Source organism: Bradyrhizobium sp. USDA3010, from assembly GCF_056429065.1.
This window is the reverse complement of the sequence record NZ_JBWJZD010000002.1, coordinates 347150-367876: the sequence shown is the minus strand read 5'-3', so window position 1 is coordinate 367876 and position 20727 is coordinate 347150. Positions and strand designations below refer to the sequence as shown.

Annotated in this window: 20 protein-coding genes; 14 read left to right on the top strand and 6 right to left on the bottom strand. The window is 64.0% G+C overall.

The genetic code is table 11. The features are described from left to right. The first annotated feature begins 13 nt into the window (after positions 1–13). The 3 genes from AC066Y_RS04790 (at position 14) to AC066Y_RS04780 (ending at position 2889) form a co-directional block, all read left to right on the top strand. The gene (locus tag AC066Y_RS04790; RefSeq protein ID WP_478272876.1) at positions 14–1099 is read left to right on the top strand and encodes an enolase C-terminal domain-like protein; all 1086 of its coding nucleotides are present in this window, start codon (positions 14–16) and stop codon (positions 1097–1099) included. A 232-nt stretch (positions 1100–1331) separates the two neighbouring features. Next, positions 1332–2075, top strand: a complete 744-nt coding sequence (locus tag AC066Y_RS04785) for a hypothetical protein (RefSeq protein WP_478272875.1) — start codon at positions 1332–1334, stop codon at positions 2073–2075. Between the two features lie 103 nt (positions 2076–2178). Then, positions 2179–2889, top strand: a complete 711-nt coding sequence (locus tag AC066Y_RS04780) for a hypothetical protein (RefSeq protein WP_478272874.1) — start codon at positions 2179–2181, stop codon at positions 2887–2889. A gap of 33 nt (positions 2890–2922) precedes the next feature. Here AC066Y_RS04780 and AC066Y_RS04775 read toward each other — a convergent pair whose 3' ends face one another. Beyond that, entirely contained in the window at positions 2923–3750 is an 828-nt protein-coding gene (locus AC066Y_RS04775) for a tetratricopeptide repeat protein (RefSeq protein WP_478272873.1), read from the bottom strand. Between the two features lie 105 nt (positions 3751–3855). Here AC066Y_RS04775 and AC066Y_RS04770 point away from each other — a divergent pair, with 105 nt between their 5' ends. Continuing rightward, on the top strand, positions 3856–4119 hold the full coding sequence (locus tag AC066Y_RS04770; RefSeq protein WP_478272872.1) for a hypothetical protein: 264 nt from the start codon (positions 3856–3858) through the stop codon (positions 4117–4119). A gap of 20 nt (positions 4120–4139) precedes the next feature. Here AC066Y_RS04770 and AC066Y_RS04765 read toward each other — a convergent pair whose 3' ends face one another. After that, a complete protein-coding gene (locus AC066Y_RS04765; protein ID WP_478272871.1) occupies positions 4140–5105 on the bottom strand; it encodes a LysR family transcriptional regulator in 966 nt (321 codons plus the stop codon). Positions 5106–5206: 101 nt separating this feature from the next. Here AC066Y_RS04765 and AC066Y_RS04760 point away from each other — a divergent pair, with 101 nt between their 5' ends. After that, positions 5207–6034, top strand: a complete 828-nt coding sequence (locus AC066Y_RS04760; protein ID WP_478272870.1) for an oxidoreductase — start codon at positions 5207–5209, stop codon at positions 6032–6034. Positions 6035–6139: 105 nt separating this feature from the next. Here AC066Y_RS04760 and AC066Y_RS04755 read toward each other — a convergent pair whose 3' ends face one another. From AC066Y_RS04755 to AC066Y_RS04745, 3 genes are all read right to left on the bottom strand, one after another. Continuing rightward, positions 6140–7735, bottom strand: coding sequence for a B12-binding domain-containing radical SAM protein (locus AC066Y_RS04755; protein ID WP_478272869.1), 1596 nt, complete (start codon positions 7733–7735; stop codon positions 6140–6142). 168 nt (positions 7736–7903) lie between these two features. Next, positions 7904–8368, bottom strand: a complete 465-nt coding sequence (locus AC066Y_RS04750) for a GNAT family N-acetyltransferase (RefSeq protein WP_478272868.1) — start codon at positions 8366–8368, stop codon at positions 7904–7906. After that, positions 8343–9842, bottom strand: a complete 1500-nt coding sequence (locus AC066Y_RS04745; RefSeq protein ID WP_478272867.1) for an NAD(P)H-hydrate dehydratase — start codon at positions 9840–9842, stop codon at positions 8343–8345. The genes AC066Y_RS04750 and AC066Y_RS04745 overlap by 26 nt, the downstream gene beginning before the upstream one ends. A gap of 354 nt (positions 9843–10196) precedes the next feature. Between AC066Y_RS04745 and AC066Y_RS04740 the strand changes: the two genes are divergently transcribed. Together AC066Y_RS04740 and glnA are read left to right on the top strand one after the other, a co-directional pair. After that, positions 10197–10535 carry a P-II family nitrogen regulator gene (locus tag AC066Y_RS04740; protein WP_011441447.1) on the top strand — a complete coding sequence of 113 codons (339 nt, stop codon included), beginning with the start codon at positions 10197–10199 and terminating at the stop codon, positions 10533–10535. Positions 10536–10686: 151 nt separating this feature from the next. After that, positions 10687–12096 carry a type I glutamate--ammonia ligase gene (gene glnA / locus AC066Y_RS04735; RefSeq protein ID WP_478272866.1) on the top strand — a complete coding sequence of 470 codons (1410 nt, stop codon included), beginning with the start codon at positions 10687–10689 and terminating at the stop codon, positions 12094–12096. Between the two features lie 387 nt (positions 12097–12483). Here the strand turns inward: glnA and AC066Y_RS04730 are convergent, their stop codons facing one another. Further along, positions 12484–13125 (bottom strand): TetR/AcrR family transcriptional regulator, encoded by a 642-nt coding sequence (locus AC066Y_RS04730; RefSeq protein ID WP_478272865.1) that lies wholly within the window; start codon positions 13123–13125, stop codon positions 12484–12486. A 159-nt stretch (positions 13126–13284) separates the two neighbouring features. Here AC066Y_RS04730 and AC066Y_RS04725 point away from each other — a divergent pair, with 159 nt between their 5' ends. The 7 genes from AC066Y_RS04725 to AC066Y_RS04695 all read left to right on the top strand — a co-directional run bounded on the left by AC066Y_RS04725 (position 13285) and on the right by AC066Y_RS04695 (position 20721). Beyond that, positions 13285–14652, top strand: coding sequence for an aminotransferase class III-fold pyridoxal phosphate-dependent enzyme (locus AC066Y_RS04725; protein ID WP_478272864.1), 1368 nt, complete (start codon positions 13285–13287; stop codon positions 14650–14652). A 41-nt stretch (positions 14653–14693) separates the two neighbouring features. After that, entirely contained in the window at positions 14694–15803 is a 1110-nt protein-coding gene (locus AC066Y_RS04720; protein ID WP_478272863.1) for a class II histone deacetylase, read from the top strand. 140 nt (positions 15804–15943) lie between these two features. Then, positions 15944–17239, top strand: a complete 1296-nt coding sequence (locus AC066Y_RS04715) for an ABC transporter substrate-binding protein (RefSeq protein ID WP_478272862.1) — start codon at positions 15944–15946, stop codon at positions 17237–17239. Between the two features lie 11 nt (positions 17240–17250). Next, positions 17251–18066, top strand: coding sequence for an ABC transporter ATP-binding protein (locus AC066Y_RS04710; protein WP_478272861.1), 816 nt, complete (start codon positions 17251–17253; stop codon positions 18064–18066). Then, positions 18059–18787 carry an ABC transporter ATP-binding protein gene (locus tag AC066Y_RS04705; protein ID WP_478272860.1) on the top strand — a complete coding sequence of 243 codons (729 nt, stop codon included), beginning with the start codon at positions 18059–18061 and terminating at the stop codon, positions 18785–18787. The genes AC066Y_RS04710 and AC066Y_RS04705 overlap by 8 nt, the downstream gene beginning before the upstream one ends. A gap of 4 nt (positions 18788–18791) precedes the next feature. Further along, the gene (locus tag AC066Y_RS04700) at positions 18792–19676 is read left to right on the top strand and encodes a branched-chain amino acid ABC transporter permease (protein ID WP_478272859.1); all 885 of its coding nucleotides are present in this window, start codon (positions 18792–18794) and stop codon (positions 19674–19676) included. 7 nt (positions 19677–19683) lie between these two features. Next, positions 19684–20721 (top strand): branched-chain amino acid ABC transporter permease, encoded by a 1038-nt coding sequence (locus tag AC066Y_RS04695; RefSeq protein ID WP_478272858.1) that lies wholly within the window; start codon positions 19684–19686, stop codon positions 20719–20721. The last annotated feature ends 6 nt before the right edge of the window (positions 20722–20727 follow it).

Here is a 20727-nt window from a genome sequence, read left to right as displayed (position 1 = left end):
TAAGGAAACACCGATGAGCCAGACAGTTGCAGCGATTCGCGGAGTGAAGGCACGAAGCGTCGTGGTGCCGCTCAAGCGTCCTGTGAAGACGGCGTTTGGCGTGATCGATACCGGTCCGCTGGTGCTGATCGATGTCGAAACCGATCAAGGCGTTACCGGCCGAACCTACATCTTCGCCTACAGCAAGCTCACACTTAACCCTCTCTGCTATCTGATCGAAGAGATCGGTCGCGAGCTGATCGGCAGGCCGATCGCCCCGTTCGATCTGATGAAGGCGATGGACGCCAAGTTCCGGCTGCTCGGCGCGCAGGGTCTGGTCGGGATGGCCGTGTCCGGTCTCGACATGGCCTATTGGGATGTGCTCGGCCAACTCACCGGTCGGCCGCTGGTCGAGCTGCTCGGCGGCTCGGCGAAGCCGATCAAGGCCTATGACAGCTACGGCGCGGTCGATCCCGTTGCGGACGAGCGCACGCTGCGCCGCTCGCTCGACCAAGGCTTCAAGGGCATCAAGATCAAGGGCGGCGACGGCGATGCCGCCAATGACGAGCGCGTCGTGAAGGGCGTGCGCGCCCTGCTCGGCCCCAACGTCGCGCTGATGATCGATTTCAACCAGTCGCTCGATCCGGCGGAAGCCACCCGTCGCATCGCCCGGCTTGCGCCCTACGACCTGCACTGGATCGAGGAGCCGGTGCCGCAGGAGAGCCTGTCCGGCCACGCCAAGGTCCGCGAGACCTCGCCGACACCGATCCAGGCCGGCGAGAACTGGTGGTTCCCGCGCGGCTTCGCCGAGGCGATCGCGGCCGGCGCATCCGACTTCATCATGCCCGACGTGATGAAGGTGGGTGGCGTCACCGGCTGGATGCAGGTCGCGGGACAGGCCGATGCGGCGTCGATCCCGATGTCGAGCCATCTGTTCGCGGAAGTCAGCGCGCATCTGCTCGCGGTGACGCCGACCGCGCACTGGCTCGAGTTCCTCGACTTCGCAGGCGCGATCCTCGCAAGGCCCGCCGAGATCATAGACGGCGCGGTGACCGCCCGCGGTCCCGGGCTCGGCATCGAATGGAACGAGCCGGCGGTGGCGAAGTATCTCGTGAGCTAGCGGCTCGCCGGGTCAAGAGAGGAGCCTAAAGGTCGTGCCAGTTTCTCCGCGCATTCTGACAACCTCTTTTGGCGATTTTCCGTCGTTACCGGGCCTTGTGCTGGCCTGTTTCATCGGCTCATGCTTGGCCGGACCAGCGTTCGGTAAAGATCGCGACGACGACAGCGGCGCTCCGAACCCAGCAGGGGCTCCGCCAAATATCTATCTCGATTTGCGGACAAGCTACGCAACGGTGCCGGCCGGCGCTCTGCCGGTCGGTTTCGGCAGCCCGGCTCTGTTTAGCGCGCTGCAGTCGCTTGCGCTCGCGAACGGCAGCTCGCTTCCGACCAGCGTCTCCTTGCCGTCCCGGCAATCCCTCGCCGTCGATCTTCCATTGACGGTAGATGTCACCGAGGCGGTCTCGCTGTATGCCGGCATTTCCGGCACCACGACCTATGGCCCCGCGCAGGGGTGGACGCCCTTCGACGTCACCAGCTGGAACGTCGGCTTTCAGGCGGACCTCTACAGCCAGAACGGCGGCTCAATCCCGACCATCACCTGGCAATCGACAATCACCCAGGCGATCCCGAACGGGCCGACTGGGACGACGACCTTCAACAACATTCTCGAGTTCGACTATGCCTTCGACAAGGACGGAACGCGCGGAATGCTGGCGGGCATCCAGGACACCCGCGTCGAGGTAGCGACCGATCTCGCACGGATCCATCCAAATATCATCGGCTATGTCGGCGGCTATTATCAGTGGCCGAGCAACTGGAAATTCACCGGCCGGGTCGGAGTACAGCATTTCGGCGGCGCGCAGCTCCTGAATTTCACGCCAATCCAGTCCTTCACCGAGCCCATCCTCCGACTTGACCTCGACCGGATGGATGACAACGACAATCGACTGTTCGGGGTCACGGCCCAAATCATCTGGGTGCCGAAGCCATCCTATCAGCTGACGCTGAGAACGCCGCTCTATCTTGTGCGCAATTGATGGAGCCTGCCGACCGCTCTTGCAATCTGCCGATCTTGCGCCTGATCGTGAGCTTCACCTTTGCAACGCATTCATGTAGGTCATCACGACATCGGAGCGCCCAATGTCCACCAACAGCAAACTGACGCTCAAATTTCGCTGTCCGAAGGAGCTTGAGGGACTAATTCCGGCCCCCATCCCGGCGGCGCAGGGCGTTCCCGATTGGCTCAAGACAATGCCTGCGACGGCCTTCTCTTCGATCAACCTGCACGATGAGGACACCATCAAGCGCTGCCCGCCCTTCGTGGACGCGATGACCTGCGGGTTCCTGCTGCCACTGGTCTGCGATCTCAGAGTCGAGAACGGCGAAATCTCCTGGGATCACGACCTGCCGCCGGGAGGCACACCCGAATTTCCGCGTTCGCCGATCGGCTTTCACGATCCGGGTCAGGTCAGCGGCACGCCATTGTTCGAAGCGGGCCGCTTCTTTCTCAAATTCCACAATCTGTGGACCGTCGAGGCGCCCGAAGGCTACGCGACCTACTTCACCCATCCCGTCAACCGCTTCGACCTGCCGTTCACCACGCTCAGCGGCCTGGTCAATTCGGACCTCTATACCGACAATTGGGTGCATTTCCCGGCATACTGGCACGACCGGAATTTCAGAGGCGTCCTCCCCAAGGGGACTCCGATCGCGCAATGCATTCCGGTCAAGCGAGACGACTGGACTGCGCAGGCATCCTCCTTCACCGCGGAAGAAGCCAAGCGCGTCGGCCAGTTCCGGAATGAGCTCAGGCGGCAGCCCAACCTCTACCGGAGAAACTTCAGGGCGTGAGGCGCGACGAGATCTCGTCCAGTGCGTCCGGCCTCACTCCCCGCCGAGGAATTTCGCAACGTCGCGCTGGGAGAAGAAGAAGCGACCATGCGATGCCGCGGCCATGACGAATGCCGCGCGACCCAGCAGCTGGGGCTGACCACGAATGATGGAGCGCAGCGCCGCTTCGGCGGCGTCGCGCTCACCCTGCTCGAACAAGGATGTGGCGAGGTAGGCGCGGGTCGAGCGATCGTCCGGATAGAGCGCGAGTACGCGGCGGAAAGCGTCCGCGGCTGCGGCGTAGTCGCCATGAAGGATCAGGACCCGCCCGAGCTGGTTAAGAATGTCCGGGCGTCCCGGCGCAGCATCACGTGCGGCGGTCAGGACACTCGCAGCCCGCGCGAAGTCATTGGTATCATGCAACAGCCGCCCGAGATCGAGCCTCAGATCGACGCTGCCGGGGGCAAGCGCGAGGCCGGCCTCGACCGTGCTGATCGCCTCGTCGTATTGACCGGCCTTGGCAAGCTGCCCGGCGAGTTCCTGAAAGGAAGGGAGATATGGTGGGCGGCGTGCCGCCGTGCGCCGAAGCTGTGCGAGGCCGTCCGTGGTGCGCCCTGCACCGCACAACAATGCGCCAAGCAAGGTCTCGACCTCGCCATCGTCGCCGCGGCGTGCAAGCCGCTCGAGCGGTGCAATCGCCTCGCCTCCCCGCTTTTGCCCCATCAGGGCATGCGCCAGGAGAAGCGCCGCGTGTCTGTCCTTGCGGTTTGATTTCAGGATGCTTGTCGCGATCTGCTCTGCCTCAGCAAACTGCCGCGCCCGCAACGCGGATGCGCCTTGTTGCAGCGCCTGAGCGAGGAAACTGTTCTGCCTGTCACTCACGAGGGAGATTCACGGGATGCAAAGGGATGTCATGCGGCTTTAACCCGCCTCTTCCCACGCGTCTACCAAAAGTCTCGTGACGCAGGCACAGTGGATCGCGCTCGGATGGGATGGGTCGCCGTCGTGCTGCAAGATCACGTGTGCCGGATCAACTATGGTTCGCCGGGGCCGATGCGCCCTCAGAAGATGCTCATCAGCCCCAACCGTGGCAAGTATTGGGCTGATAATGAGACCAGCACCGCCTACAGCCCGAACAAGGGCTTTCCCGGTGGCGACTATTTCGAGACGCGATTTTCCTCCGAGCTGATGAACAGCTCGCCGGCTTCAGCGCTCCTCAAGGCAAGCGTCGAGGTGGTGCCGCATCTGTAGATGGCCGATGTGGAGACGGCTCACGTGCGCTTGCGATGACTACCCGATCGCTTGGCGGGGGGTGAGTGGACCTCCCTGCCCCTGGCGGTCACCTTGGTCTCCTCCCGCACCATGTCGACGAAAGCACGAAGCCCGGCTGTCATGTGCCGGTGCCTCGGATAGTAGAGACGCAAGCCGGGAAATGGCGGCGTCCAGTCGTCCAGCACGGCGCGCAGGGCTCCAGCGGCGAGATGCCCTGTTACCCAAAAATCGCTGACGAACGCCAGTCCAAGGCCGTCGAGCGCGGCTTCAACCATCAGACTGTCATTGTCGAGGGTCAGCCTGCCCCGGACATCCACCACCATCTGCTCGCCGCCGCGCTTCTCGAACTCCCAGTGATACCGCTTGCCGCTGGGCATCCGCCTGCGAATGCATTCATGGGCGAGCAGATCGAGCGGAGACCGCGGCACCGAACAGCGCGCGAAATAATCGGGCGCGCCGACGACAATGAAGCGCGTGTCCGGGCCGCAGGGGATCGCGACCATATCCTGCGGCACGGCTTCGGCGAGCCGGATGCCGGCGTCGAAACCTTCCGCGACGATATCGATGGGACGTCCCTCCAGGGTCAGCTCGACGTTCATGTCGGGATAGCGCCGCAGAAACTTTGCGACGACCGGGCGGAGGATCTGGTGCGCGGCGCGCTCCTTCAGGTTGATACGCAGCGTTCCCGCGGGCGTGTCGCGAAACTCGTTCACATCCTCCATCGCGCCGGCAATCTCGCGCAGCGCGGGACTGACCCTGGCAAGGAAACGCTCTCCCGCCTCCGAAAGCGCGACGCTGCGCGTCGTCCGATTGATGAGGCGCACGCCCAACCGCTTTTCCAGCGCGGCGATCGCATGGCTCAACGCCGAGGGCGAAATGCCGAGTTCAGTCGCGGCCGCGCGAAAGCTGCGATGCGTTGAAATCGCGACGACGGCGTTCAGCTCGAAAAGGCCAGCATGCTGCATTGTTCGATTATCTGCATCAGGTCATGCCACTCTATGCCGATTATTGCAGCAATCAAGTCGCCTATATCGAGTCCGCAATCTCGATCTGAAGGACATCTCCTATGGCAAAGACTTTCCTCATCACGGGCGTTTCGTCCGGCTTCGGCCGCGCGTTGGCCGAGGCAGCGTTGGGCGACGGCCACACCGTCGCCGGCACCGTGCGCAACGAGAATGACAAGCGGACATTCGAAGCGCTCGGCGCCAGCGTGCACGCCATGGTTCTTGACGTCACCGACACCGAGGCCATCGCGCCCGCGGTCGCCGACGTCGAGCGCAGGATCGGCGCGATCGACGTTCTCGTGAACAATGCCGGCTACGGCCACGAGGGCATTCTGGAGGAATCATCGATCGACGATCTGCGACGCCAGTTCGAGGTCAACGTCTTCGGCGCGGTGGCGATGATCCAGGCGGTGCTGCCCTTCATGCGCAAGCGGCGCGCCGGGCACATCCTCAACATCACGTCGATGGGCGGGATCATCACGATGCCCGGCCTCAGCTACTACCACGGCAGCAAGTTCGCGCTGGAAGGGATATCGGAATCCCTCGGCAAGGAGGTCAAGGATTTGGGCATCAAGGTCACCGCGGTCGAGCCGGGCGGCTTTCGCACCGACTGGGCCGGACGATCGATGGTACGGGCGGAGCGGTCGATCGGAGATTATGACGCTGTCATCAATCCAATCCGCAAACGTCGCATGGAACTGAGTGGCTGGCAGGTCGGCGATCCCCAAAAGGCCGCGCAGGCGATGTTGAAACTCGCCCTGTCGGCCGATCCGCCGACGCATCTCCTGCTCGGCAGCGATGCCGTGCAGCTGGTCGATGAAAAAATGAAACTGCTGCAGGCCGAATTCGATGCCTGGAAGAGCGTTTCGCTCTCCACCGACGTTGCCTGAGCCGCGCCAGCCGCTCAAACAAGAAGCCAGAGCTTCGGTCCAGATTCAATCAGAACCGAAGCCCTGGCAGACTTTGCCGTCCATCAAACTGCAGACTTGATGAACTCATTGCACAAGCGCCGTGGCCCTCACCGGAGGCGTACCGTCCAATTCTGCAATCCGGCGGTCAATCTCACCGATCACGTGCTTCGAGAACGGCCCGAAATGCAGGTACAGCGCCATCAGCATCACGATGTAGCGCAGTGCGCCTGGGTTGGACTTGGCGACCTCGACGAAGGTCTTCCAGAACGGCTCGCGAACCTCCGGCAGGGTCCGCATGATCCTGTGCACGCCCTCGATGCCGCCAAGCTTCGTACGCACGTCGCCATCGGGCAGATCGCGGCGCCGGTGGGACCGGTCGAGCATGACGGAAAGCCGCGACAGCCGTCCTGCGTATGCTGTCGGGCTGTAGACGTGCCCGAGCACAGCCTTGTAATCCGTAAGGATGTCACGAAGCGGACGCTTGGTGTCGAAATTGCAGCCGAGCGTGCATTGGTCGCCCGCCTGTTCGACCTTCATGAGATCATGGCCTTCGTGCAGGCGGCCTTCCTGGGCTAGCCGCCGCGTCAGCTGTGTGCCAGGCAGCGCATAGAGCAGTCCGACCATGCAGACTGGAATGCTCGCCTCCTCGATGAAGTCGATCATCGCCTGCGCCATCGAGAGTTTCTCGGTATCGAACCCGACGATGAAACCCGCGGTGACGAACATGCCATAGTCGTAAATCTTGTGAACGCTCTCGGCGATGTTGCGCCTGGTGTTCTGCTTTTTCTTCATCTGCACGAGGGTCTCTGGATCCGGGCTCTCAATGCCGACGAAAATTCCGAAGAAGTTCGCGTCCTTCATCGCCTGCAACAGCTCGCTGTCATCAGCGATATTGATCGAGGCTTCGGTCGAGAACTCGAACGGATAGTCTCGCTCTTCCAGCCAGGCCTTGAGCCGCGGCAGCAAGATGCGGAGGTTTTTCTTGTTGCCGATGAAATTGTCGTCGACGAAATCGACATGCCCACGATAACCATGATCGTAGAGCGCTTGCAGCTCAGCGAGAATCTGATCGGGAGTCTTGGTGCGCGGCACGCGCCCGTACAGCTCGATAATATCGCAGAACTCGCAGGTGAACGGGCAGCCGCGCGAATATTGCACGCCAATAAAGAGATAATGATCGAACTTGATCAGATCGTAGCGGGGCATCGGGCTTAGCGTGACGTCGATCTTGAATTTCTCGGCGACGAACACGCCCTTGCGCTCGCCGCGTTCCCAGGCGGCGATGAATTCCTCGATGATGTGTTCGGCCTCGCCGATCACCTGGAAGTCCGCATCCGCGTAAAGGTGCGGGCTCGAGGAGACGTCAGGCCCACCGACACATACCGGCTTGCCGTGCCGGTGGGCGAGATCGATCAGGTGGAGAAAATCAGGCTGCTGGTTGAGCATACCGCCGATCATGACGAGATCGGCCCAGTCAAGGTCCGCGTCGGTCGAAGGCTCGGTGTTACGGTTGACGAGCCGAATCTCCCAATGCTTCGGCAGCATGGCGGCGACGGTGATCAGTCCGAGCGGCGCCGCCGGATACTTCGCGCCGACGAGTTCGCAAGCTTCCGTATAGTTCCAGAACGAGTCTGGAACGAACTTCGGATAGATCATTAGAACGCGGCAGGGACTCGTCATGGTGCTCCGGTCCGTACCACGCGGCTTCGAGGCTCGAGGGTACTTTCGCTCGTCGATACAGGCATTAAGTGCTCAAATGGTGGCCGATTGCCACACGATCTTTCGCCCAGCCGTGAACCCCGTCCTGTTCCCCGGATCCGCCTGGGGTCAGTCAATCCGATCAATATGTCATCCGCCGGCCCTGCGCGCCCAGAGATAGCACACGTCCGGCTCCCTCTCCTCGTTGCGGCTGCCGTCGGTTTCCTGGACCGCGGCAAAACCGCGCGCCTCGTAGAAGCGGCGCGCCCGCGCATTGCGCCGGAACGTCCAGAGTTGCAGCCGGTCCGCACCCTGCTGCGCGATCTCGAGCAGCGCGCCGCCAATGCCGCGGCCCTGTGCGGCCGGCAGCACATAGAGCTGCTCGATCCAGTCGTCGTGGAATGCGATGACGCCGCTCATCGCCTCGCCGTCGAACGCACCCCACAGCTTGCAGGTCACAAACATTCGCTCGCGATAGAACCAGCGATCTTCATCCGGCGTGTGCAGGCCCGCGAGCCACGGCAACGCTTCGTCGAACGCCGCGCGGTGCACGCGGGCGGCGGCATCCATGTCGGCAAGCTGGAGCCGCCTAATATTCAATCCCGAACTCGTCATAGAGCCGGCGGAACACGGAAGGCAGCACTTCGGTGAGATCCTCCGCGATCAGGCCGGGCCCCGCCTCGCTGGCGCCTTCGCCGTGCAACCACACGCCGATGCTGGCGGCCTCGAATGCCGCGACGCCCTGCGCCAGGAAGCCGGCGATGATGCCGGCCAGCACGTCGCCGGCGCCGGCGGTGGCAAGCCAAGGCGGCGCGTTGGCTGCGATGGTCGCGCGCCCATCGGGAGATGCGACCACCGTGTCGGCGCCCTTCAGCAGCACCACCGCGCCAGAACGCTCGGCCGCCGCGCGGACGCGCTCGAGCTTCGAGCGGCCGGGATGCTTGTTGGAGATGTCGCTGAACAGCCGCGGAAACTCGCCCTCATGCGGGGTGAGCACCACCCCAAGACCGTCGGAGGCCCTGATCGCCTCGAACAGCCGGTCCGGCGAACCGGCAAAGCTGGTCAGCGCGTCAGCGTCGAGCACCAGATGCCGCTGCGCCGACAGCGCGGTGTGAACGAAGTCGCGGGTGCGCGCGCTGACGCCCGCACCAGGGCCGATCACGCAGGCATTGAGGCGCTTGTCGTCGAGCAGTTCGGCGAACTGGATCGGATTGTCGACCGCGCGCACCATCACCGCAGTCAGCGCCGCCGCGTTGACGGCGAGCGCATCGCGCGGCGAGACCAGGGTGACGAGGCCGGCGCCTGCGCGCAGCGCCGCGCGCGCGGCGAGCCGCGCCGCCCCGGTCGAGGCGATATCGCCGGAGACCACGACGGCGTGGCCCCTCGCGTATTTGTGGCCGTCGATCCGGGGCACCGGGAACGACCAGCGCCAAGCCTGCGGCAGATTCTCGGTGGTCAGCGGCTTGATCTCGTCGAGCACCTGCGCCGCGATGCCGATGTCGGCGACGCGCACCCGGCCGCAATACATCCGGCCCGGCAGCAACAGGTGCGCAGGCTTCTTGCGGAAGAAGGTGACGGTCTCGGTCGCCTGCACGGCCGCGCCCATGACGGCGCCCGACGTGCCGTTGATGCCGCTCGGCAGGTCGACCGCCAGCACCCGCGCACCGTTGGCGTTGATGGCCGCGATCATCTCCAGCGGGTCACCCTTGACCGGGCGATTGAGCCCGGCGCCGAACAGCGCGTCGATGATCAGCGCCGGCTTGCCGAGTGCCTGCGGGTTGAACGGCAGCACCGGATATTTCCAGCCCCTTGCCGCCAGCGCCGCGTCGCCCTGCAAGCTGTCGCGCTCGCAGAGCAGGATCACCGACACCTCCCGTCCGCGCGCGGCGAGCTCGGCGGCGGCGACAAAGCCGTCGCCGCCATTGTTGCCGCGGCCGGCGACCACGACGATCGGCCCCTCCTCGACCAGGTCCATCGCGGCTTCAGCGACGGCCTGGCCGGCGCTCATCATCAGCGCGAAGCCCGGCGTACCGGCTGCGATGGTCAGCCGGTCGGCGCGCTCCATCTCGGTGGTGGTCAGAACGTCCATGCCGAATCCTCAATCGCTTCGCCTTTTCGAGAGGCAATTCCTGTGACGTTCGCAGGGTTTCTACTGGCCGACTGCATACGGATTGATCTATTTGCCTATTTGTTGGGCTTGGATATCATAGACCATGTGGTTCGATATCAGCCGACTGCCTGTTAAAAGGCTGATAACATTCCGAAATCGGGGACCTTAACAACTTGGCATAGACCCTGCTTTTGAGGAAGCCGCGCACAATGCCGCTCGATGCGACCATTGCGCGTGTTTCCGGCCACCCGCCGGAAGGCTTAAGACCAACCAGACTGCGCCCCACGCGCATCGAACTCGACCCTGCAATCTGCAATGCCCGGGAGGCGCTCAGTGAAGAAGATTGAAGCCATCATCAAGCCCTTCAAGCTCGACGAGGTGAAGGAAGCGCTCCAGGAAGTCGGACTGCAAGGCATCACCGTGACCGAGGCCAAGGGATTTGGCCGCCAGAAGGGCCATGCCGAGCTCTATCGCGGTGCGGAATACATCGTCGACTTCCTGCCCAAGGTGAAGATCGAGATCGTGATCGGCGACGACCTGGTCGAGAAGGCGATTGACGCGATCCGCCGCGCGGCCCAGACCGGGCGGATCGGCGACGGCAAGATCTTCGTCTCCAACATCGAGGAAGCCATCCGCATCCGGACCGGCGAATCCGGGCTGGACGCTATTTGAGCCCGGTGCTATCCGGATTTTCTGACGGCAAAAGAGAAAAAGGGCTGCTTCGGCAGCCTCATTTCGTTTCAGCAGTCACACGAACTCGCCAAAAGCGGGAATAACGTCGCTCACCGCTGGAAACCGACCCGCACATCCATAAGGGGTATTCATGAAGACCGCCAAAGACGTCCTGAAATCGATCAAGGACAACGACGTCAAATACGTCGACCTGCGCTTCACCGATCCGCGCGGCAAGTGGCAGCACGTGACCTTCGACGTCGGTATGATCGAAGAGGACACCTTTTCCGAAGGCCAGATGTTCGACGGCTCCTCGATTGCCGGCTGGAAGGCGATCAATGAATCCGACATGTGCCTGATGCCGGACCCGGTCACCGCGACGATCGACCCGTTCTTCGCCGAGACCACCATGGTCATTACCTGCGACGTGCTCGAGCCGACCACCGGCGAGCCCTACAACCGCGATCCCCGCGGCATCGCCAAGAAGGCCGAGGCCATGGTGAAGTCGATGGGCGTGGGCGACACCGTGTTCGTCGGCCCCGAGGCCGAGTTCTTCGTGTTCGACGACGTGCGCTATTCGGCCGAACCCTACAATACCGGCTTCCGCCTCGATTCCTCCGAGCTGCCGATCAACTCGGCCACTGAATATGAAGGCGGCAACCTCGGCCACCGCATCCGCACCAAGGCCGGCTACTTCCCGGTGCCGCCGCAGGACTCGGTGCAGGACATGCGCTCCGAGATGCTCGGCGCGATGGCCAAGATGGGCGTCAAGGTCGAGAAGCACCACCATGAAGTGGCGTCCGCCCAGCACGAGCTCGGCATGAAGTTCGACACGCTGACCCTGATGGCCGATCAGATGCAGATCTACAAATACTGCATCCACCAGGTCGCACACATCTACGGCAAGACCGCCACCTTCATGCCGAAGCCGGTCTATGGCGACAACGGCTCGGGCATGCACGTCCACCAGTCGATCTGGAAGGACGGCAAGCCGACCTTCGCCGGCAACAAATATGCCGATTTGTCGGAGAACTGCCTTCACTACATCGGTGGCATCATCAAGCACGCCAAGGCGATCAACGCCTTCACCAACCCGTCGACCAACTCCTACAAGCGTCTGGTCCCGGGCTATGAGGCGCCGGTGCTGCTCGCCTACTCCGCGCGCAACCGTTCGGCGTCCTGCCGCATCCCCTATACGGCGAACCCGAAGGCCAAGCGCGTCGAGGTGCGTTTCCCCGACCCGATGGCCAATCCCTATCTCGGCTTCGCCGCGATGCTGATGGCCGGCCTCGACGGCATCAAGAACAAGATCGATCCGGGTCCGGCGATGGACAAGGACCTCTACGACCTGCCGAAGGAAGAGCTGAAGCAGATCCCGACCGTGTGCGGCTCGCTGCGCGAGGCGCTCGAGTGCCTCGACAAGGATCGCGCGTTCCTCAAGAACGGCGGCGTGTTCGACGACGACTTCATCGACGCCTATATCGAGCTGAAAATGACGGAGGTCGCCCGTTTCGAAATGACCCCGCACCCGGTCGAGTTCGAGATGTACTACTCGCTGTAAGCCTTGCGGCACCTCACGAATGCGAAGGGCGCTTCCATCGGAAGCGCCTTTTGTTTTGGGTGAACGCTGTGTGGATGGGTCGAGAAGTGCGCAGGATGGGTAGAGCGAAGCGAAACCCATCGCGCCTTGCGCAAGCGTCGACATGATGGGTTTCGCTTCGCTCTACCCATCCCACGGCCTGCCTCCGCAGGGGCGCACTGCCAAAACATCGAAAACAACCCCATGCAAAGGAGCCGGCGGCGTACCGGCATTCGACACGGCAACTTGACATGTCGGGCAAATCAGCTGCATAATTCTATTATTCGGAAATCGGGCAGGCGCACGTCGCCCTGTGCTACGAGGCGTGCCCGTAGCCATATGCGATGCCGATCCCGCGCGCCTCCACACTTATCTTCGCGCCTTGCGATCATTCGACACCCTGCTCGCGAATCCCTGGGCTGCGGCGATCAGCGTCTCGATCGCCCGTGACGACCGCGCCTTGTTCGGCTTCGCCAGCTCCTGCAACAGCAAGCCGTCGATACTGGCCAGCATGAAGCGGGCAACGTCGGCGCATCCCGCCGCATCGAGCTCACCGGTTCGAACCGCAACGCCTTGCAGGATGTCCTGATAGACCCTGACGTAGGCGTCATACTGATAGGCTGCGAGCCCGGCCGCGTCGTCGCGGCGAAGCGCGTACAGCGTCAGTTCATACTGCACGATCTGCAGCTCGAGCGTTCGCGTGAGATAGCGCCAGCCGGCGCGCAGGGATTCGCGGATACAGTTCGCGACGTCGGCGGTATCGCTGGTTTCCTCGCGCAACGCCGCGGTCGTCTCGTCGATCAGATATTCGAGCACCGCCAGCAGCAACGCGCTCTTGCTCTCGAAGTGATAGTGCAGCGTGGCGAGGCGGACGCCGGCAGCAGCCGCAATGTCGCGCGTCGTCGTCGCCGCGACACCGCCGGTGCCGAGTGCCTGCAAGGCGCCCTCAATGATCTGGCGCCGCGTCCGTTCGCCTTTGGCACCGACCGCCTCACGTCCTGCAGTTGCCATCCGCTTCTCCAATGCGCTCAACGATTGTTTATCCCGTGCCGCACAAATTTGCATGTTGCACAAAATTGGTCATTTGACCAATTTTGACTCCTGTGTTTATCCTTGCGGCAATGAGCACCGGATTAACCGGGGAAAACAATCGTCGAGAGGAACGGGAACATGACCGCAGCAGCCGCTCGCAACAACGACACGCTGACCCGTCACGTCGTCTACCCCTTCGCCAATGCCAACTTCCTCGCCGAGAACCCGCCAATCTGCATCGAGGGAGGCGAAGGGGTCTATGTCTCGGACGGCCATGGCGGCCGCTATCTCGACGGACAGGCCGGACTGTGGAACGTCAATGTCGGGCATGGTCGCCCCGAGATCAAACAGGCGATCATGGAGCAGCTCGATCGTCTCAGCTTCTATTCAACCTTCGGCAACACCACCAACAGCCCGTCGGTAGCCCTTGCCGAGGAACTGTGCCGGCTGGCCGCGCCGGAAGGCATGGTCCGCGCATTCTTCTCGTCCGGCGGATCGGAGGCCAACGAGGCGGCGATCAAGCTCGCCAAGCAGTATTGGCGGCTCGCCGGCGAGCCGCTGCGCACCAAGATCATCTCACTGCGCGGCGCCTATCACGGCGTCACGCTGGGCGCGCTGTCCGCGGGCGGCGTCAATGTCTACAAGGAGCAGTTCACGCCGCTGCTGCCTGGCTTCTTCCAGGTCGAGACGCCGCACGTCTACCGCAACCCGTTTACATCGGATCCGGAGGCGCTCGGCCGGCTCTGCGCCGAATTGCTCGAGCGCGAGATCGTCTATCAGGGACCGGGCAGCGTCGCCGCCTTCATGGCCGAGCCGGTACAGGGCGCCGGCGGCGTGATCGTGCCGCCGGCGAATTTCTGGCCGCTGCTGCGCGAGGTCTGCGACCGCCACGGCGTGCTCCTGATCGCCGACGAGGTCGTCACCGGCTTCGGCCGCTCGGGCAGCATGTTCGGCAGCCGCGCCTGGGGCGTCAAACCCGACATCATGGTGTTCGCCAAGGGCATCAACAGCGGCTACATCCCGCTCGGTGCGACCCTGATCAATGCGAAGGTGGATGCGGCCTTCCAGTCCGACGACAAGTCGCAGTTCACGCCCCGCGCCTTCATGCACGGCAACACCTATGCCGGCCATCCACTCGCCTGCGCGGCCGCGATCGCCAATCTACGGATCGTCGAGCGGGAGGAACTGCCGGCCAATGCCGGCAAGGTCGGCGCCTATCTGCTGGCGCGGCTGAAGGACATCCAGAAGGGCCACCCCAACATGGGCGACGTGCGCGGCAAGGGGCTGATGATCGGCATCGAGCTGGTCGCCGATCCCGAGACCAAGCGGCCGTTCGACCTCGCGGAGAATTTTGGTCAGCGGATCTGGGAGCGCTGTGTCGCCAAGGGCATCCTGATCCGCAACCTCGCCGACACCTTCATCATATCCCCGCCGCTGACCTTCACGACCGAACACGCCGACAGGATCGCGGACACCTTCGACGAGGCGATCAGCGCGGTCGAATAGATCAACACGAGTTCGGGCCGCCAGGACAAGGGATTGCTCGCATGGCTACTGGGTTCGTCTGCCATGAACTTTACATGTGGCACAACACCGGCAACTGGGCTCAGGTATTTCCGCCCGGCCTGACGATCCAACCCGGAACGCATGCGGAGAACCCGGAGACCAAGCGCCGTTTCCGCAACCTGGTCGAGGTCAGCGGCCTGCTCGATCATCTCGTGCAGATCAAGCCGCGCGCGGCGACGGTGGGCGAGCTCGCCCGCGTCCACACCTCAGATCATATCGCCCATATCAAGCGCCTCAGCGACGCAGGCGGCGGCGACGCCAGCACCCTGACGCCGCTCGGCGCCGGCAGCTATGAGATCGCGCTGCTCGCGGCCGGCGGCGCCATCGCTGCTGCCGAAGCGGTCGCATCGGGCTCGGTCGAGACAGCCTACGCGCTGATCCGCCCGCCGGGGCATCATGCCCGGCCCGACCTCGGCATGGGCTTCTGCCTGTTCGCCAATGCAAGCATTGCGATCCGTCATCTGCAGGCCACGGGGCAGGTCTCGCGCGTCGCCGTCGTCGATTGGGACGTGCATCACGGCAACGGCACCCAGGCGGTATTCTATGAAGACCCGAGCGTGCTCACGATCTCTCTGCATCAGGACAATCTGTTTCCGCCCGACTCCGGTTCACTTGCCGAGAACGGCGCCGGTGCAGGCGACGGCTACAACATCAACGTGCCGCTACCGCCCGGCTCCGGCATCGGCGCCTATCGCACAGCGTTCGAACGCGTCGTGCTGCCGGCACTGCATCGTTTCACACCTGACATGATCGTGGTGGCGTCCGGCTTCGATGCGTCGGGCGTCGATCCGCTCGGCCGCATGATGCTGTCGTCAACGGCGTATCGCGAGATGACGCGCATGCTGCGCGCTGCTGCCGAGACGTTGTGCAACGGCCGCATCCTGATGACGCATGAGGGCGGCTACTCGGAAATGTACGCGCCCTATTGCGGGCTCGCGGTGCTCGAAGAACTATCCGGCATCAAGACCGATATCGCGGATCCCTGGGAGCCGTTGATGGCCGCGTGGGGCGGCAATGAATTGCAGCCGCATCAGGCCGCGGTGATCGACGCGGCTGCCGCGCTCGTCACTCGGCTGCCTGCTGCGCGTTGACGGTGGGATTGCTGAAAGCGATTGCCGGATGCCATGGCACGGTTCGTGCAGCAGCCGCTGCAACAGCCGCGGCCGTGCATCTCCTGCTTTAAATGGAGGCGTCGGATAGTCCGCGCCGGAGACGAAGGGTACTGACGATCATGCTCGACCGACGTTCACTTCTCGGCGGCGTCGCCGCCGGCGCAGGTTCAATTGCAATGCTGGCGAGCTTGAACAGCGGCGCGCGCGCCGCGGGCAGCCCGGTCAAGGTGGGCTCGGCCTTGCCGATGTCCGGCTTTGCCGCCGCTGACGGCATCGAGTTCAAGAACGGCCTCACGCTCGCCGCCGAAGAGATCAACGCCGCCGGCGGCATTTTGGGACGTCCGATCCAGATCGCGATCGAGGATACCAAGGAGATGGGCGCCGATATCGTGACCCAGGCGATGCAGCGCCTGATCGATCGTCACTCGGCGAGCGCGATCATCAACGGCTACAACGTCGGCACCAACATGGTGGAGATGGACGTCGCCGCCGACAACGACGTGATCTTCGTGCACTACAACACGCTGATCTCGCACAACACCAAGTTCCTCAGCGATCCGCAGCGCTATTATTCCTGCTTCCAGGGTGATCCGCCCGAGTTCTACTACGGCCCCGGCTTTCTGCTGTTCCTGAAATCGCTGATCGACAATAAGCAATGGTCGCCGCCGAACCGCAAGATTGCGATCATCCCCTCAGCGAACGAATACTCGATCGTGATCGCCAACGCGATCCGGGACCGCGTCAAGGAATTCGGTTTCGAGCTCGGGCTCTATGAGACGGTGCCGTTCCCGACCAATCAATGGGGCCCGACGCTCGCCAAGCTGCGCCAGGACCCGCCGGCCGCAATCGCGGTGACGCACTTCCTGCCGCAGGATCTGGCGCAGTTCATGACCCAGTTCCTGCCCGAGCCGACCCAGAGCCTCGTCTACATGCAATACGGGCCGTCGCTTCCCGCCTTCCGCGAGATCGGCAAGGAAGCCGTCAACGGCGTGATCTATTCCACCGTGATCGGCTGCCTGCCCGACGAGTTCTCCGCGGCCTATCGCAAGACCTATCGCGAGAAGTTCGGCGCCAATGCCGCCTTCATCACCGGCTCGCAGACCTATGACGGGCTCTGGCACTACGCGCTTTCGGCTGCGATCGCTGGCGGCGCCAGCGAGCCCAGCAACAAGGAGCAGACCCGCAAGATTTCGGAGGCGATGAAGCGGCTGATTTATCGCGGCGTCAACGGCATCTACCACGCCGATCCGAAGGGCCAGTCCGCGTTTTGCTATCCGACCCAGATCAAGGATCCGTCGCTGGGCATGGCGCACCAGTTCCTGCAACATCAGGACTACCGCACCGATCCCAAGCTGATCGCGCCCGCGCTCTATGCAACCGACGCGATGAAGCTGCCGCCGTGGATCAAGGCGTAAGGGCTGACGCGGTGACCTCCCCTGACCAGGCGAACGGCCCGCTGCTCGTCTGCGAGGACGTGACCAAGACCTTCGGGTCGCTCCGCGCGGTGGATGGCCTGTCCTTGACCGTCCGCCCCGGCGAGGTGGTCGGCCTCGGCGGCCCGAACGGTGCCGGCAAGACGACATTCTTCGACGTCGTCACCGCCGTCACGGAGATCACCGCCGGCCGCATCCTGTTTGCGGGGCGCGAGATCACCGGACTTGCCGCGCATGAGGTGTGCCGCGCCGGCATCGCCCGCACGTTTCAGCTCAACGCGGCGTTCGACAGCCTTTCGGTGCAGGAGAATATCGAGGTCGCCGCGCATTTCGGCGACACCAACCGCCGCTTCCCGGGCTTTGCGGTCAGCCGGGCCGCGCGGCAACGCGCCGCCGCCGCGCTCGATCTCGTCGGCCTCTCCGGCCGGCAGCGCATCGCGCGCGACCTGCCGGTGCTCGACCGCAAGCTTCTGATGATCGCGGGCGCCGTCGCGACCTCGCCGCAACTGCTGCTGCTCGACGAGCCGGTCGGCGGCCTCAGCCCGTCGGAGGTCGATCGCATCGCCGACGTCGTCAGGCGGCTGTCGGCATCGGGCATCGCGATCCTGCTGATCGAGCACGTCATGCGCTTCCTGCTCTCGCTGTCGACGCGCGTGGTGATCATGCACCACGGCAAAGCGATCTTCGAAGGCGCACCCTCGGCGGTCGCTGACGACCAGACGGTGGTCGAGACCTATCTGGGCAAGGCGGCCACCAGCCGGCTCAAGGCCTTCTTCGTCAAACAGCCGGAGCTGAGCGCGCATGGCTGAACCGCCGGGCTCTGCCTGCCTCGTCGTCAACGGGCTCGTCACCGGCTATGACGGCCGCAACGTCCTGACCGGCGTATCGCTGTCGCTCAATTCAGGCGAGCTCGTCACCGTGGTCGGCCCGAACGGACACGGCAAGACCACGCTGCTGCGCGCGATCTCCGGCCTGCTCCCGGTGCGCAAGGGATCGATCTCGTTGAACGGCCGGGTGATCTCCGGCCAGCCGGCGCATCGTGTCGCGGCAAGCGGCGTGATTCATGTGCCGCAGGGCGATCTGCTGTTTGCCGCCATGAGCGTGCTCGAGAATCTCCTGATGGGCGCTTATCTCGATTCCGACCAGGCGGCAGTGACCCGGCGTCTCGACGAAGTGTTCACGCTGCTGCCAAAACTTGCCGAGCGGCAGCACCAGATCGCCGCCAGCCTGTCCGGCGGCGAGCGACGCATGGTCGGCATCGGCCGCGGGCTGATGATGAAGGGCACCGTGATGCTGATCGACGAACCGTCGCTCGGCCTCGCCCCGATCATCATCGAGCAGATCTACGAGGTGATCGCGCGGTTGAAAGCCAGCGGCCGCACCATCCTGCTGGTCGAGGAGAACCCGGCCCGCGTCGCCGACATTGCCGACCGCATTCACCTGCTCGACAACGGTGCATTCGTCTGGTCGGGCGAACCGTCCGTCCTGCTGCAGCGCGACGAGTTGCTCGCAACCTATCTCGGAGGCTGATCGCGTGGAGATCATAGGACCCGTCATCGTCTCCGGGATCACCACCGGCGCACTGTACGCGCTGGCAACGCTCGGCCTGTCGCTGGTCTGGGGCTCGCTCGGCATGCTCAACATGGCGCACGGCACGCTGTTGACACTCGGCGGCTATGCGGCATTCACCGCCGCCAGCCAGCTCGGCCTGCCGGTGCCGCTTGCCGTGCTGGCCGCCGCCGCAGTCGGTGGCGTGATCGGCGCGCTGATCTTCATGCTGGTCGCCTACCCGCTGTCGCGGCGCAGCCCGGAGACCTTCGAGACCACCATCATGATCGCGACCTTCGGCGTCGCGCTCACGCTCGAGAATGTCGTGCTGCGGCTCTATGGCGGCCAGCCGCTGGGGCAACCGCTCTCGGTGGGCGGCTCGATCAATCTCGGCGGCTTCGTGCTGCCCTGGCAGAACCTCGTCATCATCGTCAGCGCCATCGCGCTGATGGGGGCCACCGCCTTGTTTCTCAGCCGGAGCAAGGCTGGCCGCGCCATTCGCGCGACAGCCCAGAACCCCGACGCCGCGAAGCTGATGGGCGTGCCGGTGGCGCGGGTCTATCTGCAGGTCCTGATCCTCTCCGGCATGCTCGCCGGCGTTTGCGGCGTGCTGGTGTCGTCGATCACCCAGCTTTCGCCGGCGCTCGGCGCCGATCCGATGCTGAAGGCCTTCATCATGTGCGTGGTGGCCGGGCTTGGCAACCTGCCCGGCGCGATCATCACCTCGTTCGGCCTCGCCATCGTCGAGGCGCTGGTCCAGTTCCTGGCCGGTGCGCGCTGGGGCTTCCCGGCTCTCTTGGCCATCGTGATCCTGGTGCTCATTCGCCGGCCCGGCGGGCTGTTCGGCCGGGTCGAAGTGCGGCGTCTGTGAGGTCGATGTGAAACGCGAAGATCTCGCTCATCTCCTGATCGGCCTCGTCGTGCTCGCCGCGGCGGTCGCGCTGCCGTTCTATGTCGACAGCCGCTACGTGATCGGCCAGGTCACGCTCGGCCTGTTCTATGCCATCGTCGCCTCGCAGTGGAACCTGCTGTTCGGTTTTTCGGGCGTGTTCTCGCTGGCGCAGATGGCGCTGTTCGGATTCGGCGGCTACGCCACCGCGATGCTGTGCTTCTATTTCGGCCTCAACGTCTGGGCCGCCATGCCGCTCGCGGCCATTGCGACCGTGCTGTTCAGCCTGGTGATAGGTGCGGCGTGCCTGCGCCTCAGCGGCGCCTATACCGCGCTGCTGACGCTCGCGGTCGCGCAGGTGATGTATCTGTTGATCGTCACCGACACTGACTGCTTCGTCATGGTTGGCACGCAGTGCCGGCAACTGACCGGCGGCGCCGTCGGCTTTGCCCGGTTCGGCGATCTCGGCACGCGCGCGATGTTCAAGGCCAAATATCTGGTGGCGGACTACGCGCTGGTGGTGGCCCTGTTCGCGGTGACGATGCTGTTCACCTGGGCCATCATCCGCGGCCCGATCGGGCTCGCCTTCCGCGCGCTGCGCGACAATCCCGGCTGCGCCATGGCCCGCGGCATCAGCCGCTTCCAGATGCAGCTGCTGGTATTCGGCCTCTCGGCATTCTTCACCGGGCTCGCCGGCGGGCTCTATGCCGCGCATTTCAATGCGATCGGACCGGGCGTGCTGTCGTTCTCGCAGCTGTTCTTCATCATCGCGATGGTGGTGGTGGGCGGCATTGGCCGGCTCTGGGGGCCGCTGGTCGGCGCCATCGTGCTGGTCGCCGCCGATGAAGCGATGCGCGAGATCGGCGAATTTCGCTCGCTCGGGCTCGGCATCATCATCGCGGCCGTGATGGTGCTGATGCCGACCGGCCTGATCGGCCTGTTTGAGGGCATTTTCGACCGACTGCGCCGGCTGCGCACGCGCAGTCCCGGGATCACGGCGGAAATTTCCGGCGACACGCCGGCCTAAGCAGTG

Excerpts from the sequence above, each read along its gene's own strand:
- AC066Y_RS04715 (WP_478272862.1), top strand. The coding sequence starts at position 15,944 with ATGCTCGACCGACGTTCACTTCTCGGCGGCGTCGCCGCCGGCGCAGGT.
- AC066Y_RS04720 (WP_478272863.1), top strand. The coding sequence starts at position 14,694 with ATGGCTACTGGGTTCGTCTGCCATGAACTTTACATGTGGCACAACACC.
- AC066Y_RS04745 (WP_478272867.1), bottom strand. The coding sequence starts at position 9,842 with ATGGACGTTCTGACCACCACCGAGATGGAGCGCGCCGACCGGCTGACC.
- AC066Y_RS04730 (WP_478272865.1), bottom strand. The coding sequence starts at position 13,125 with ATGGCAACTGCAGGACGTGAGGCGGTCGGTGCCAAAGGCGAACGGACG.
- AC066Y_RS04705 (WP_478272860.1), top strand. The coding sequence starts at position 18,059 with ATGGCTGAACCGCCGGGCTCTGCCTGCCTCGTCGTCAACGGGCTCGTC.
- AC066Y_RS04780 (WP_478272874.1), top strand. The coding sequence starts at position 2,179 with ATGTCCACCAACAGCAAACTGACGCTCAAATTTCGCTGTCCGAAGGAG.
- AC066Y_RS04725 (WP_478272864.1), top strand. The coding sequence starts at position 13,285 with ATGACCGCAGCAGCCGCTCGCAACAACGACACGCTGACCCGTCACGTC.
- AC066Y_RS04790 (WP_478272876.1), top strand. The coding sequence starts at position 14 with ATGAGCCAGACAGTTGCAGCGATTCGCGGAGTGAAGGCACGAAGCGTC.
- AC066Y_RS04755 (WP_478272869.1), bottom strand. The coding sequence starts at position 7,735 with ATGACGAGTCCCTGCCGCGTTCTAATGATCTATCCGAAGTTCGTTCCA.
- AC066Y_RS04770 (WP_478272872.1), top strand. The coding sequence starts at position 3,856 with ATGGGATGGGTCGCCGTCGTGCTGCAAGATCACGTGTGCCGGATCAAC.
- glnA (WP_478272866.1), top strand. The coding sequence starts at position 10,687 with ATGAAGACCGCCAAAGACGTCCTGAAATCGATCAAGGACAACGACGTC.
- AC066Y_RS04750 (WP_478272868.1), bottom strand. The coding sequence starts at position 8,368 with ATGACGAGTTCGGGATTGAATATTAGGCGGCTCCAGCTTGCCGACATG.
- AC066Y_RS04760 (WP_478272870.1), top strand. The coding sequence starts at position 5,207 with ATGGCAAAGACTTTCCTCATCACGGGCGTTTCGTCCGGCTTCGGCCGC.
- AC066Y_RS04765 (WP_478272871.1), bottom strand. The coding sequence starts at position 5,105 with ATGCAGCATGCTGGCCTTTTCGAGCTGAACGCCGTCGTCGCGATTTCA.